This window comes from Stenotrophomonas sp. 116085_Sma, assembly GCF_056479585.1.
Genome location: NZ_CM151057.1, coordinates 511,785 through 525,919 on the forward strand (window position 1 = coordinate 511,785; position 14,135 = coordinate 525,919).

At 67.8% G+C, this 14,135-nt stretch carries 14 protein-coding genes; 4 read left to right on the forward strand and 10 right to left on the reverse strand.

Annotation, left to right across the window (positions count from 1 at the left end):
• Window positions 1–100: 100 nt before the first annotated feature.
• Window positions 101–1,615, reverse strand: coding sequence for an acetyl-CoA hydrolase/transferase family protein (locus tag ACZK0Z_RS02310; protein WP_019662193.1), 1,515 nt, complete (start codon window positions 1,613–1,615; stop codon window positions 101–103).
• Window positions 1,616–2,002: 387 nt separating this feature from the next.
• Between ACZK0Z_RS02310 and glnE the strand changes: the two genes are divergently transcribed.
• A complete protein-coding gene (gene glnE, locus ACZK0Z_RS02315) occupies window positions 2,003–4,798 on the forward strand; it encodes a bifunctional [glutamate--ammonia ligase]-adenylyl-L-tyrosine phosphorylase/[glutamate--ammonia-ligase] adenylyltransferase (RefSeq protein WP_197633702.1) in 2,796 nt (931 codons plus the stop codon).
• A gap of 122 nt (window positions 4,799–4,920) precedes the next feature.
• Here glnE and ACZK0Z_RS02320 read toward each other — a convergent pair whose 3' ends face one another.
• The 6 genes from ACZK0Z_RS02320 to ACZK0Z_RS02345 form a co-directional block, all read right to left on the reverse strand.
• Window positions 4,921–5,481 carry a queuosine precursor transporter gene (locus ACZK0Z_RS02320; protein ID WP_049480270.1) on the reverse strand — a complete coding sequence of 187 codons (561 nt, stop codon included), beginning with the start codon at window positions 5,479–5,481 and terminating at the stop codon, window positions 4,921–4,923.
• Window positions 5,482–5,556: 75 nt separating this feature from the next.
• Window positions 5,557–6,069: a hypothetical protein gene (locus ACZK0Z_RS02325; RefSeq protein ID WP_049432897.1), complete on the reverse strand. Its 513-nt coding sequence runs from the start codon at window positions 6,067–6,069 to the stop codon at window positions 5,557–5,559.
• A gap of 32 nt (window positions 6,070–6,101) precedes the next feature.
• Window positions 6,102–6,596 (reverse strand): hypothetical protein, encoded by a 495-nt coding sequence (locus tag ACZK0Z_RS02330; protein WP_049432914.1) that lies wholly within the window; start codon window positions 6,594–6,596, stop codon window positions 6,102–6,104.
• Between the two features lie 19 nt (window positions 6,597–6,615).
• Window positions 6,616–7,467: a DUF2145 domain-containing protein gene (locus ACZK0Z_RS02335; RefSeq protein ID WP_100443752.1), complete on the reverse strand. Its 852-nt coding sequence runs from the start codon at window positions 7,465–7,467 to the stop codon at window positions 6,616–6,618.
• A 48-nt stretch (window positions 7,468–7,515) separates the two neighbouring features.
• Complete coding sequence (locus ACZK0Z_RS02340) at window positions 7,516–7,746, reverse strand: hypothetical protein (RefSeq protein WP_197620028.1); 231 nt, start codon at window positions 7,744–7,746, stop codon at window positions 7,516–7,518.
• A 269-nt stretch (window positions 7,747–8,015) separates the two neighbouring features.
• Window positions 8,016–8,978, reverse strand: a complete 963-nt coding sequence (locus ACZK0Z_RS02345; RefSeq protein ID WP_049432901.1) for a mitochondrial fission ELM1 family protein — start codon at window positions 8,976–8,978, stop codon at window positions 8,016–8,018.
• Window positions 8,979–9,104: 126 nt separating this feature from the next.
• On the opposite strand from ACZK0Z_RS02345, the gene ACZK0Z_RS02350 reads away from it, so the two are divergent.
• Both ACZK0Z_RS02350 and ACZK0Z_RS02355 read left to right on the forward strand, forming a co-directional pair.
• On the forward strand, window positions 9,105–9,695 hold the full coding sequence (locus tag ACZK0Z_RS02350) for a malonic semialdehyde reductase (RefSeq protein ID WP_049432905.1): 591 nt from the start codon (window positions 9,105–9,107) through the stop codon (window positions 9,693–9,695).
• 86 nt (window positions 9,696–9,781) lie between these two features.
• Complete coding sequence (locus tag ACZK0Z_RS02355; protein ID WP_005407837.1) at window positions 9,782–10,489, forward strand: YceI family protein; 708 nt, start codon at window positions 9,782–9,784, stop codon at window positions 10,487–10,489.
• A 281-nt stretch (window positions 10,490–10,770) separates the two neighbouring features.
• Here ACZK0Z_RS02355 and ACZK0Z_RS02360 read toward each other — a convergent pair whose 3' ends face one another.
• Window positions 10,771–11,172 carry a hypothetical protein gene (locus ACZK0Z_RS02360; protein ID WP_197633701.1) on the reverse strand — a complete coding sequence of 134 codons (402 nt, stop codon included), beginning with the start codon at window positions 11,170–11,172 and terminating at the stop codon, window positions 10,771–10,773.
• A 210-nt stretch (window positions 11,173–11,382) separates the two neighbouring features.
• On the opposite strand from ACZK0Z_RS02360, the gene ACZK0Z_RS02365 reads away from it, so the two are divergent.
• Complete coding sequence (locus tag ACZK0Z_RS02365; RefSeq protein WP_197633700.1) at window positions 11,383–12,204, forward strand: hypothetical protein; 822 nt, start codon at window positions 11,383–11,385, stop codon at window positions 12,202–12,204.
• 390 nt (window positions 12,205–12,594) lie between these two features.
• Here the strand turns inward: ACZK0Z_RS02365 and ACZK0Z_RS02370 are convergent, their stop codons facing one another.
• Window positions 12,595–13,392 carry a siderophore-interacting protein gene (locus tag ACZK0Z_RS02370; RefSeq protein WP_049428600.1) on the reverse strand — a complete coding sequence of 266 codons (798 nt, stop codon included), beginning with the start codon at window positions 13,390–13,392 and terminating at the stop codon, window positions 12,595–12,597.
• 60 nt (window positions 13,393–13,452) lie between these two features.
• A complete protein-coding gene (locus ACZK0Z_RS02375; RefSeq protein WP_049428602.1) occupies window positions 13,453–14,013 on the reverse strand; it encodes a PadR family transcriptional regulator in 561 nt (186 codons plus the stop codon).
• Window positions 14,014–14,135 lie beyond the last annotated feature (122 nt).

Here is a 14,135-nt window from a genome sequence, read left to right on the forward strand (position 1 = left end):
TCTACAGGGATTCTGTGGAGCGGGCCCTTGTAGAGCCGAGCCATGCTCGGCTGCACAGGGAAGGAGAGTCGAGCATGGCTCGACTCTACAGCCGCGGGCGTCAGCCCTTCATCGTGCCGGTATCCAGCCAGCGCTGGTGCCACGACAGCGCTTCCGGCAGCAGGTGCGGGGTGTGCTTGCCGTAGCTTTCGCGGCTGGCACGGTCGAAGTAATCCTGCAGCTGCGGGCGGAAATCCGGGTGCGCGCAGTTGTCGATCAGCACCTGCGCGCGCTTGCGCGGGGTCAGGCCACGCAGGTCGGCCAGACCCTGTTCGGTCACGATCACCGACACGTCGTGCTCGGTGTGGTCCACATGGCTGGCCATCGGCACGATCGCCGAGATGGTGCCGTTCTTGGCGGTGGACGGGCTCAGGAACGCCGACAGGAAACCGTTGCGGGCAAAGTCACCCGAACCGCCGATGCCGTTCATGATCCGCGTGCCCATCACGTGCGTCGAATTGACGTTGCCGTAGATGTCCACCTCGATCATGCCGTTCATGCCGATGCAGCCCAGGCGGCGCACCAGTTCCGGGTGGTTGGAGATTTCCTGCGTGCGCATGATGATGCGCTCGCGGTAGAAATCGATGTTCTCCTTGAACGTCTCGTTGGCCTGCGGGCTCAGTGCAAAGCCCGTGCACGAGGCATAGCTCAGCACGCCGTCGCGCAGCAGGTCGAGCATGCCGTCCTGGATCACCTCGGTGAACGCGGCCAGATCGCGGAAACCGCTCTTGGCCAGGCCGGCCAGCACGGCGTTCGGAATGTTGCCCACGCCCGACTGCAGCGGCAGCAGGTTCGGCGGCAGGCGGCCCTTCTTCACTTCGTGCTGCAGAAACTCGATCAGGTGCGAAGCGATCTGCTCGCTGGTGGCATCGATCGGGCTGAACGGGCTGTTGCGGTCCGGGCCGTTGGTACGCACCACCGCCACGATCTTGTCCGGGTCGCAGCGCAGTGCGGTGTCGCCGATGCGGTCGTTGGCGTTCACCAGCGGAATCGGCTTGCGGTGCGGCGGCAGCGCGGTGCCGTAGTAGATGTCATGCATGCCGTCGACGCCGGCCGGCTGCCACTCGTTGACCTCGACGATCACCTTCTTGGCCAGGTCCAGCCAGGTCTTGTTGTTGCCGACCGAGGTGGAGGGCACCAGCGAACCGTCCTCGCGGATGGCCGAGACTTCGATCACGGCGGTATCGATCTCGCCGTAGAAACCGAACCACACGTGCTGGGCCACGTGGCTGAGGTGGATGTCGATGTAGTCCAGCTTGCCCTCGTTGATGCGGTTGCGCGCATCCGGGTCGCTCTGGAACGGCATGCGCATGGCGATGCCATCGGCCTTGGCCAGCGCACCATCAAGCTCCGGCGCGGTCGAGGCACCGGTCATCAGCTTGATCTGGAAGGGGTTGCCCTGGGCATGCACCGCTTCGATGCGGCGGGCCAGTTCGACGGGAACGGCCTTGGGATACCCGGAGCCGGTAAAGCCGCTCATGGCCACGGTTTCACCGGGCTGGATCAGCGCGGCTGCGGCCTCGGCGGAGACCACGCGGTCACGGAGACGCGCGTTGGCGATGCGATCAACAGACATGACGACACGTGTTGCTGGGGGGAATCCCGATTATCGGCCATCCTCATCCGTACGGGGGGTTCTACCTTCGTGGAATGGCTTTTCCCCGGAGGGCTCACCCATACCCGCCGGTTTTGTTTTGCAGTGCAGCGTGCAAAGTGCTTTCGCAGCCCGCACGATGGCCCTGCATCCCGACGTGGGGGAGGGAGCAGAGCCCGCTGGCAGTTCGCTGCAAGCGGGCTTTTTTATTGCCTGCCGTCCAGTATGAATACGCGGCACCCCATCGGGGTCGGATTCCTTTGCCAAGGGCAAAAGGCTCTGACCCCACCAGCGGCATCAACCGGCGGCATCTCGGGGTCAGGGCCCTTCGCCGTTGGCAAAGGGATCCGACCCCGCGAGAATCGGGGCATGACCCTCGCCCCCGCTGAACTGTCCGACGCCCTCCAGCCCGTTGTCGACCGCGCCTTGTCGCGATTGGCCCAGGCGCTGCCCGAGCCCTCCCCGGCCGACCTGCTGCCGCTGCTGACCCGGCTGGCGGTGGCCAGCGACTTCGCTCTGGATACCCTGGTGCGGCAACCGGCGCTGCTGGCGCAGCTGGCCGCCCCGGGTTGCCCGCCGATCCCGGCGCCGGTGCTTGACCCGCTGCAGCCCAGTGATTGGCCGGCACAGCTGCGGCGCTGGCGTGCGGCGATGTCCACGCGGCTGATCTGGCGCGACCTGGCTGGGCTGGACGACGTGGCGCAGACCCTGGCCGGCGCCACCACCCTGGCCGAGGACTGCCTGCGGCTGGCGCTGGACGCGCTGCAGCAGGAGTTCGCCCAGCGCCACGGTGTGGTTCGCGATGGCGAAGGCGCCCCGCAGCAGCTGGTGGTGTTCGGCCTCGGCAAGCTCGGTGGCGGCGAGCTCAACTTCAGTTCCGATATCGACCTGGTCTACGCCTACCCGCACGGCGGCGAATCCGATGGCCCGCGCGCGCTGGCCGCCGAAGAGTATTTCGCCCGCCTCGGCCAGCGCCTGGCCAAGCTGCTGGACGAAACCACCGTCGATGGCTTCAGCCACCGCGTCGACCTGCGCCTGCGCCCGTTCGGCAGCGCCGGCCGCGTCGCACTGTCATTCGCGGCAATGGACCAGTACTTCCAGCGCGAGGGCCGCGATTGGGAACGCTATGCATGGTTGAAGGCGCGCGCGGTGGCCGGCGATATCGAGGCCGGTGAAGCGTGGCTGCAGACCCTGCGCCCGTTCGTGTACCGCCGCTACCTGGATTTCACCGCACTTGATGGCCTGCGCGAGATGAAGGCGGCGATCACCGCCGAAGTCGCGCGCCGCGAGCTGCACGAAGACATCAAGCGCGGCGCCGGTGGCATCCGCGAGATCGAGTTCCTGTGCCAGGCGCTGCAGCTGATCCGCGGTGGTCGCGAACCGGCCCTGCGCGAACGCCGACTGCTGGTGGCACTGGATGCGCTGGTCGCCGCCGGTCAGATCGCGCCGGAGGATGGCGCGGCGCTGCGCGAGGCCTACCTGTTCCTGCGCCGGCTGGAAAACCGCCTGCAGATGCTGCGCGACGCACAGACCCACGTGCTGCCCAGCGATGCATTGGACCGTGAGCGCATCGCCGTTGGCCTCGGCTATCCGGACTGGGACGTACTGCGCGCGGCACTGGCCGTGCAGCAGGCGCGGGTCAGTACCGAATTCGCCGCGCTGCTGGCGCCGCGCAAAGGCCAGGCCGCACCCGACGCACTGGCCAACTACTGGCGCAGCTTGCCCGACGGCAGCAACGCACCGCTGCTGGCCGAAGCCGGCTTCCTCGATGCCAACGGCGCCGACCAGTCATTGCGTGATTTCGCCCAGGGCACCGGCGTGAAGTCCTTGTCCGATGCCGCGCGCGCACGCCTGGACCGTGTGCTGCCGGCGCTGCTGCATGCCGCCACGCGTTCACCGCAACCGGATGCCGCGCTCAAGCGCGTGCTTGGCCTGCTGCAGGCGGTGCTGCGCCGGACCAGTTATCTCGCGCTGCTGGACGAACAACCGAGTGCATTGGCGCGCCTGGTCGATGTGCTGGCGCGCAGTGCGCTGCTTGCCGAACGCTTGGCCGCGTATCCATTGCTGTTGGACGAACTGCTGGACGTGCGCGTGTCCGGGCCGATGCCGGATGCCGCCGGCATGCTGGCCGAGTGCCAGCAGGTGCTGGCGGTGGAGGATCCCGAAGCCGCACTGCGCTGGCTCAACGAGACGCGGTTGGCGCTGAGCTTCCGCATGGCGATGGCCACATTGGACGGGCGCCAGGGGGCGGTGGACAGCACGCGGCAACTGGCCGAGCTGGCACAGGCGGTGGTGGTCACCGTGCTGGCGATGGCCGAAGCGGACATGCGTGCCGCACACGGCGAGATTCCCGGTGGCCGCTTCGCGATCATCGGCTACGGCAGCCTGGGTGGGCTGGAGCTGGGTTTCGGTTCCGACTTGGACCTGGTGTTCCTGCACGACAACCCGGCCGGCGTGGACGCCAGCGATGGTGCGCGGCCGTTGGAGCCGGGTCGCTGGTATGCGCGCCTGGCGCAGAAGGTGATGGCGCTACTCGGTGCGGTCACTGCTGCGGGCCGCCTGTACGACATCGACGTGCGCCTGCGCCCGGACGGTGGCAAGGGTTCGCTGGTGTCTTCGTTGGCCAGCTACACCGAATACCAGCGCGAACGCGCATGGACCTGGGAACACCAGGCCTTGGTGCGCGCACGCGGCGTGGCCGGTGATGCCAGCCTGCTGGCCGACTTCGAACAGGTGCGTGCGCAGACGCTGGGTCGTGAGCGCGATCCGGCGACGCTGTATGCCGATGTGCTGAAGATGCGCGGCCGCATGCGCACCGAACTGGACCGCAGCGATGCCGCGCGGCTGGACCTGAAGCAGGGTGCCGGCGGCGTAGTGGACCTCGAGTTCCTGCTGCAGACCGGCGTGCTGGCGCGCAGCGCGCAGCATGCGGCGCTGTTGGAACCGCGCGATACACCGTCGTTGATCGATGCGCTGGCGGTTGCCGGCTTCCTGCCCGATGCCACCGCGCAGGGGCTGCATGGCGCGCATGCCACGCTGCTGGACGTAGGCCTGGCCTGCACGCTGGATCGGCGCCCGCGATTGGCACCGACCACGCCTGCGATTGAAGACGCGTGCGCGGCGATCGCTTCGGCGTGCGTTGAAGCGAAGTTGCCGTTCGGGTGATGCGTGGTTGTGCGGGAATGCGCACTTGGTAGGTGCCAACCTTGGTTGGCACAACCCGTCAGCGTTCATGACCCCGGCAACAGCGTGCCAACCAAGGTTGGCACCTACCAGGGCAATGGCGGTCAGCTGGTCGCGCGCAGCGGTGCCATCTTCCACAGCAGCGCGCGGAACGGCGCCAGCAGGCACACGCCGATGGCCAGCTTCACGGCCAGGTCACCCGCCGCCCAGCTCACCCACGGCAACGCCGAACCGGCAAATGCAATCGACCAGAAAATGGTGGTGTCCACCGTCGCACTGCAGGTGGTGGCCACCATCGGTGCGCGCCACCAGCTGCCACGGCGCAGGCGGTCGAACACGGTGATATCCAGCAGCTGCGCCACGATGAAGGCCGAGCACGAGGCAATGGCGATACGCGGCGTGGCCACCCAGATCGACAGCAGCACCGCCACCAGGAAGCCGATCCACGCCACGCGGCGCGCCGGGCCCGGGCCGAAGCGGCGGTTGATCAGGTTGCTGACCAGGAACGCCACCGGATAGCTGAAGGCACCCCAGGTCAGCCAATCGTTGATCGGGTACTGCACCAGTACGTTGGACAGCAGCACCACCGCGCCCATCGCCAGTACCGCCAGCACCAGGGCGCGCGGGGTCAGCGGGGCAAACAGAGGGGCAGGACGCACGGACATGGCGAGCCAGGGGGACAAAGGGAATCACCCATTATCCGCCCGGCCCGCGCCAAATCCAAAAACGCTCGTTCAGCTTTACAGCGCTTCGCTCATCACATCGCCCGCCGCGTAGGCGGTGGGCACGTAGGCCAGTGCCTGGCCCTGCGCGCTCTTCACGGTCCAGCCGGCACCGGCCTCGGTGGGGTCGAAATGCACCTGCTGGCCGACCACGAACGCTGCGGTCTGGTCTTCATGCATGCGCGCCGGCCAGCGCAGGGTCGCGGTCTGGTCCGCCTTGTCCGGCACCTGCAGCTGCACCTGGCGCTCGCCCTCCGGTGTGGTCTCCACCTTCTTCACCTCCATCGGCGGCAGCGGCACCGCCTTGGTGCGCTGGGCTTTCTCACGGCGTTCGCTGGCCTTGAACGGCGCCTTGGACAGTTCGGACAGGCCCGCCGATGCGGCAAGGGGCACCGAGACCACGATCACCGAAGTGATCAGCACGCTGGCCTCGCTGCTGTTCAACTGCGGTGCGGCGCCGGCATGGACGGTGGGCACCAGCAGTGCGGAGAGCAGCAGGACGGAAGCAGGAACGCGCAGGCAACGGAACATGGAGACCTCCTGGTCAGAGTGGAGACGGCGGCTCAGCGCCGGGTATCGAAAATGTCGCGCGGGCCGGTGGCCTCGGGCAGGTATTCCAGCGGGCGGCCCTGGTTGTCCTTCACCTGCCAGCCCTGGTCGGTCCCGGTCGGCTCGAAGTTCACGGTCTGGCCTACGGTGAACTGCACGGCGGGATCGCCGGGGCGCTTCGGCCACTGCATCGACGCGGTGTTCTGCGGGTTGTTGGCATCACGCAGCAGCACCTCGCGGCGGCCGTCGACGGTGGTGGCGATGGCGCTCACCTGCATCTGCGGCAGCTTCACCGATGCGCCATGGCCGGGCGGCAGCCCGGCATCCTGGGCTTCCCTGGCAGCGGCGGCGCGCGCTGAAGCAACCAGGGGGGCGGACATTTCCAGGCTCGGCCCCTGCGGACCCGGGTCCTGCAGGATGATGATGCGGCGTTCGGCATGGGCAGTGTTCGCGCCGAGCAGGCCGGCAACCATCACCATCGACATTAGGGAAACAAGCAGCGGACGCATGTCGTTCTCCTCGCGGGATTCAGGGCGTGGCGGCAGCAGCACCGGCCACCGGCACATGGGGGATCACCAGTTCCTGCTGCAGCTGGCTGCGCTGGTGCAGGAAGTCGAACACCGATTCCACCGTCACCACCGAATAGTTGCCGGAGATGCGTTCGCCGGCCGGATGGTCGGTGGTGGTGGCGTTGGCCACGAACAGGCGCGCACCCACGCGCTTGCCCAGGCCGATATGCAGCACGCTGGGCTGGTACTTCTGCTGGCGCAGCCACTGCTGTGCCTGCTCGCGTTTGACGATGGCCGGCGCGCCATCGGCCTGCGCCATCGCTGCAGCCAGCACTTCCAGCACCCACTGGTTGGAGTTCTGGTAGTCGGTGGCGAACGGGTAGGCGACCACGTTGTACCTGGTCTCGTGCAGCGCCTTGGGCTGGATCGACGGCGACACCAGCATCGCCTTCAATGCAGCACGCAACGGCGCCGAAGGCACACCAATGCGCAGGTCGGTATGCCCGCCGCTCTCGCCGACGAAGTTGCCGAGGCCTTCGTGGTACAGCTGCGAGCTGTCGGTCTTGCAGCGGTTGAGCAGGTGCATCGCACGCCAGCGGCCATCGTCTTCGCGCAGCAGGAAGGCCAGGTGGCTGTGGCGCAGGCCGTAGCGGCTCAGGTCCTGGCCACCGCGTGCGGCGACCACCACATCCACATCGGGCAGGGCGTCCAGGCGTTCGGCGGTGGTCCAGGCCACGTCCAGCATCGCCGCCTGCGAGGCGACGCTGGGGTAGCGTTCGCGGCATTCGGTGCTGTTGGCCCATGCGGGCGCGGTCGCCAGCAGGCTGGCGATCAGCAGGGCGGCGCGGGGCAGGCGGGAGAAACGATCCATGTTGGTACCTTCAACGGCGGGCAGGCCCGCGCGCCGATCATACGCCGCTCAGCGCAGCGGGCGGTCCACGCCCTTGCGCTTGAGCTCGCGGTCGCAGGCCTCGCTGATCGGCGCGATCGGCAGCGGCGGGCGCTCGCCATTCTTCGGATCGCGCAGCGCCGGCTGTTCGCGGTACGCGTCCAGCTGCTGCTGGCACTGATAGGAAATCGGGTCCAGCTCGGTGGGCGTGGTGGAGCAGGCAGCGAGCAGGGCCAGCGGCAGCAGGAGCAGGGTACGCATGAAGGCATTCGGTCCGATGGGGGACACCGGACTCTAACGGTATGGGCAGATTGAAATGTTCAGAAATCGCTGTGCATCCGGGTAACGGAGGGCTGGACCATGTCGGGGGGCTTGGGCCACGACGGGCGTTGGGCCACGGGGGGGGCCTGGGCTGCGGCGGGGTAGAGTCGACTGTTAGTCGACTACCGCGCGCAGCGCGGGGTTTCCAGCGGTATCGCAAACAGCAGTCGACTAACAGTCGACTCTACCCAGTCGACTTCCTGCCCGGGTCATCGCGCAAGCCCCAGCCGCGCTTTCACTTCCGCCGCCACGCGCGCGGTTTCGCGCAATGGCTCGATGCGGTCGTACTGCCAGTCCAGCCAGTGCGCCTGCAGCCGCCCGCGTTCGCGCAGCTGCTGCTGGAAGCGCGCCAGGCGGCCCTGCGCGGTATCGGCCAGCGCCACCATCACCGGCATGCGCGTGGCACAGGCTTCAGAGAGCAGGTTCACCGAATCGGGCGACACCACCACGCGGTTGGCCCAGCCGAGCAGGCCGCCATAAGGGTTCACCCCGTCGCCGCCGTCGCCCCAGATCACATGCGGCAGGTCTGCGAACGTCGCGCGCAGGATCTCGGCCAAGGCCGGCGGCGTGCGGCGCGAGGTGGTAGCCAGCAGGCTGCCACCCTCGCTGCGGATCTGGTCGGCCAGCGCACGGAAGACAGCGACCATCGCCGCCTCGTCCCACGGCGCCAGCGGGGTTGGCCCGCCCACCAGCAGCGCGGTGCGTGGGCCGGGCAGGGTGCTGAAGCCGGCGAACGCGGCGCGGCCCCACGCAAGCCAGTCATCGTCCACCGGGTTGAGGCTGCCGAGCAGCGTCAACACATTGCTGCCGCGCAGGGCGTCGTGTTCGGGCACCACCACCATATTCCAGTGGCGTGCGCCGATGCGCGGGTCGAGGATCTGCACCACCTGGCTGCCACGGGCGCGCAGCACGCGCAGGGCGCCGGCGGCCTGGCGGCCACAGCCGATCGCCAGCGCCGGGGCTTCGGCGGCCAGTGTCGCGAAGGCCTCGCCGTAGCCGTTCACATCGCCTGGCAGGCGCCGTGGTGAGACCCAGCGCCAGGGGGCGCGCGGCTGCAGCACCAGCGGCCGATGGGTGCCCTGGCGCAGCGCCGAGGCCAGCGCGACCGCCTGGCGGACATTGCCCGCGCGGCCGTCAGTGACCGTCCAGGGCGCACTCGATCGTTTCACCATTGGCATTAATTCGTTTCAGCCCTGCTGGGTGTTGCAACAGTCGCGACACTCTACACTGCGGCTCGTCGATTCGCCCCGCGCCGCCCGCGGGCACTGACTTCCCTTCGCCGCCCTGGAGATCCACCGATGTCCCACGCGCTCGACGCTGCTGCCCTCGATCAGCTGTTCCGTACTGCCCGCACCCAGAATGCTTTCCTGGACAAGCCGGTTCCTGAGAGCCTGTTGAAGGAACTGTACGACCTGGTGAAGTGGGGCCCGACCGCCGCCAACACCACGCCGGCCCGCTTCGTCTTCGTCACCTCGAAGGAAGCCAAGGAAAAGCTGGCCCCGGCCCTGTCCGAAGGCAACCTGGCCAAGACCATGGCCGCCCCGGTCACCGCCATCATCGGCTTCGACCTGGACTTCCACGAGAAGCTGCCCTACCTGTTCCCGCACACCGATGCCAAGGCCTGGTTCGACGGCCCGCAGGAGGGCCGCCACGAAGCCGCCATCCGCAACGGCAGCCTGCAGGGCGCCTACCTGATCCTGGCCGCACGCGCGCTGGGCCTGGATGCCGGCCCGATGTCGGGCTTCGATCCGGCCAAGGTGGACGAAGCGTTCTTCGCCGGTACCTCCATCAAGTCGAATTTCCTGGTCAACCTGGGTTACGGTGACCCGGCGGGCCTGTTCCCGCGTCTGCCGCGCCTGTCGTTCGACGAAGCGGCGCGCATCGCGTAAGTCGTTGTATCGGTTTCGGGCCCGCCGTCCCGCGGCGGGCTCTTGCTGCACCGTGTACCCACCCTACGATCCGGAGAGTTCCTGAGATGAGCGCCACCCGTAAACTGCTGCTGCCGCTGGCCCTGACCCTGGCCATCGCCGCCTGCTCCAAGCCGGCCGACACCGCTGCCCCGGCCGCCGATGCCGCCGCCCCGGCCACCACCGAGCAGGCCGCCACCCCGGCTGCCGATGCCGCTGCTGCCGCCCCGGCGGCCGAAGCGATCAAGATCGCCTCGGGCACCTACAAGCTGGACCCGACCCACACCGACGTGCTGGCCCAGTGGAGCCACTTCGGCTTCTCCAACCCCAGCGCGCACTTCGGCAATGTTGAAGGCACCCTGGTGTACAACGCCGAAGACGTGACCAAGTCCACTGTGGAAGTGAAGCTGCCGCTGAGCGGCTTGAACAGCTTCACCGCCAAGTTCGACGAGCACCTGAAGAGCGCCGACTTCTTCGACGCCGCCAAGTTCGCCGATGCCACCTTCAAGAGCACCAAGGTGGAAGCGGCCGGCACCAACAAGCTGACCGTCACCGGCGACCTGACCATCAAGGGCATCACCAAGCCGGTCACCCTGGACGTCACCGTCAACGGCGGCGGCGAGCACCCGATGGCCAAGGTTCCGGCCGCCGGCTTCGATGCCACCACCACCCTGAAGCGCAGCGATTTCGGCGTCGGCGCGTATGCCCCGAACGTCAGCGATGAAGTGAAGATCCGCATCACCACCGAAGCCACCGGCGAAAAGCCGGCTGCTTGATGCATCCAACTCACTCGTCGTGAGAAGGCAGAAGGCCCGCTGAAAAGCGGGCCTTCTTTTTGGGGGATGCGATCCGCGTCGATGACGCGTGGAAACTCCGCACTGCGTGGGAAACCTGCACTGCGCGGAAAACCTGCTTTGGTAGAGTCGACTGTTAGTCGACTGCTCTTCGCGGGATGCCAAAACCCCGCGCTGCGCGCGCGAGTCGACTAACAGTCGACTCTACCGCGGGTCGGTTGCATCACACGCTGGCCGGTTCCATCACATCGTGGGCGGCGCTGTCAGCGCAGCGCGCCCAACCATGCCACGCACGCTTCGCTCGGGCTCTGCTTGGCCTTCACCGTCATCCCGCTCACGCGCACGAAGGTCTGCGCCGCCTGCGCCACCACCTGGCGGGCGATCAACGCGGCCTGCTTGGTCGCGGCCTGCTGCTTGCGCAGCTGCACGATGTGCACCGACGGACGGCCCACCGGCGCGTACTTCTGGTCGCGACGTAGTACATCGGCCACCTGCGCCACTTCGAACTCGGCCTGCAGGAAGCGGTGCTGCGCCTCCACCAGCTCACGCAGCGGCGTGCGCAGGGCGGCGGTGTCGGCGAAGGCGGCCAGCGCCGCATCGCAGGCGGCGTCATCGGCGAAGCGGGCACGCAGCGCGTCCACGCTGGCCAGGGTCAGTTTGGCCATGTGGGCCTCGTTGCTGCAGGAAAGGAGCGCGATTGTCGCATTGGTTGGCGTGCTCCGGGCCGTGAGGCTTCCGCTTTGGTAGAGTCGACTGTTAGTCGACTGCTCTTGGCGCGATGCCGGAAACCCCCGCGCTGCGCGCGTTAGTCGACTAACAGTCGACTCTACCTGGCTGGCATTTCGGGCGCAGCCGCACCCACGGAAGGAAGACCCATGCAGGACGCGCAGTACTGGTTGAACGAATTCTGGTCGGGCCTGAGCCTGCTCGATCTGGTGGGCGGCAGCCTGCTTGGCACGCTGCTCGGCCTGGTGCTGGGCATCCTCGGCTGGCGCGGGCTGCACCGCCGCGGCTGGCTGCAGCGGCGCAAGCGCTGGCATCACTGGCTGCTGGCCAGCTATGTGGTGCTGTTGCCGCTGGCTACCGCCTTCTTCGGGCTGCAGCTGGGCTTCACCGCCGGTGCGCACCGCGCGCTGTTCAAGCAGCTCGATCATTTCCAGCCGCACCTGCAGACCCTGGTGGAAGGCTGGAGCGAAGGCTTCACCGACTCGCTGGACGACCCGCGCATGCGCGAGGCCCTGCATAGCCAGGGCACGGTGGGCGATGTGGCCGACGCCATTGCCTCGGCCTATCTGATCGAACACCCGCTGCCTGGCCTCGACCGTCTTGGCGATGGCCCGCTGGCGCGTGGTGCGGGATGGGTGATCGGCAAGGTGCGCGAAGGCCTGCTGCGCGGCATGGTGGAAGACACGCTGGTGGACAAGGCCGGCACCCTCGGCCTGGAGCCGAAGGTGGTGCGCGAGGCGCTGACCATGCACGTGGATGAGCTGCTGCACACCCGTGGCGTGCTGCGGCTGGTGAAGGCGCAGATCAACGGCATGATGCCGGGCGTGTACTTCGGGCTGCTGTTGCCATTGTTGATCATCGCGCTGCTGGTAGCGCTGGAGATCTGGGCCGCGCAGCGGTTCGGGTGGACGCGGCAGGGGGCGCCCCGTGCTCCTGTAGAGCCGAGCCCATGCTCGGCTCATCGCGCGTAGCGCGAGGGTGGATCGAAAAGCAGCCGAGCGTGGGCTCGGCTCTACAAGGTCAAAGGCGTGCGGACCAACGGTCCGCACCCACCAGGGAAGATGCATGGCCGCCGATGACCCCTGTAGAGTCGAGCCATGCTCGACTCATCGCGCGTAGCGCGAGGGCGGATCGAAAAGCAGCCGAGCGTGGGCTCGGCTCTACATAGTCAAAGGCGTGCGGACCAACGGTCCGCACCCACCAGGGAAGATGCATGGCCGCCGATGACCCCTGTAGAGCCGAGCCCATGCTCGGCTCATCGCGCGTAGCGCGGGGGCGGATCGAACAGCAGCCGAGCGTGGGCTCGGCTCTACATAGTCAAAGGCGTGCGGACCAACGGTCCGCACCCACCGGTTGCACGGTCAATCGCCGTCGGTTTCGTCGGGGTGGGCCTTCCAGTAGCCGGTCGAGCGGATCCAGTCGCGCGGCACGCCCAGGTGGCCTTCGATGAACTTGCGCATCATCCGCGCACGGCGTGATTCGGTGGCGATCCAGTAGAAGACATCACCTTCCGGCGCCTCGAAGTCGGTCAGCATGTCTTCCAGCAGCGTACTGCTGGCCGCAGGGAAGCCGTTGCGCTCCAGCCAGTGGATGCGCACGTTCTCGTACTGCGGCAGGTCCTGGCGCTCGGCCTCGTCGCGCACTTCGATGAAGGCCTGCACCTCGGCACCGTCCGGCAGCACGTCCAGCCAGCGGGCGATCGCTGGCAACGCAGTCTCATCGCCGATCAGCACATAGGCGTCGTAGCTGTCGGCTACGACGAACGAACCGCGCGGGCCGCCGATCACCAGCGTGTCGCCCGGCTGGGCGCGTTCGGCCCACGGCCCGGCAATACCCTGGTCGTGCAGCACGAAGTCGATGGCCAGCTCGCCGGTTTCGTGGTCCCACCAGCGCGGGGTGTAGTCGCGGGCCGGCGAATGCTCCTTGCCTTCCGGGTAGCGCGGGCCCTCGGCGGTCATGGTCGGCAGCACCATCTCGCCCGCAGCGTTGGGGAAGAACAGCTTGATGTGGTCGTCGGCGCCGGGCGAATCGAAGCCGGCCAGTTCGTCGCCGCCCAGCACGATGCGGCGCATGTGCGGGGTGACTTCTTCGGTGCGCAGCACGGTCAGTTCACGGAAGCGCACATCCAGGCGCAGGCGCGTGTTGTTGTGTTCGGTCATGGGGATACCTGTAAAGGTGTCGCGCGGGAGCGCGCGGCGTAGGGGAGGACCTGGCGGGCGTCAGTCTGGCTGGGTCGTTGAAATCGGTGGTTGCTCGCTACCGGCCGTACCGTTGAGCAGGGCCGAGGCCCGCGTCAGCAGTGCCGCCACTTCGTCCGCCTCACCCTCGGCCCAGCGGCCGTGGTGATGCACCAGCGCCCGCTTGAACTCGTGCAGGGCACCGGCCAGCGGCGCCGGCAGCGAGGCCTTGGTGATCTCGCGGGCACGGTCGAAGGCGCGTCGCTGCGCCAGCCGCACCTGGGTGCGCTGCACCTTCAGCTCGAACTCGCCGGCGGCGGTGATGCGGAAGATCCGCTTGCCGTCCACTTCCTCGGCCTCGATCCAGCCGGCCTGCTCGAAGCTGGCCAGCAGCGGGTACATGGTGCCGGCGCTGGGCGTGTAGGCCTGCATGAACTGGTTGCTGATCAGCTGCATCAGCTCGTAGCCATGGCGCGGCTGCTCGCCGATCAGGGCCAGCACCAGCAGGCGCAGGTCGCCGCGGCTGAGCACGCGCGGCTGGCCGTTGCGACGGGGTACCGCCGAATCGGTGGAACGGGCTCTGGGAGAGGGGCTTCGGCTCATTTCGATATATCGGTAAACGAGTGTTAAAACGATATATCGATACGTCGAAAGCGACAACACCCGATCCGGCCACAAGCAGGTGCAATTTGGGCCACGGCCAGCCCCACTCACAGCAAAAGGGG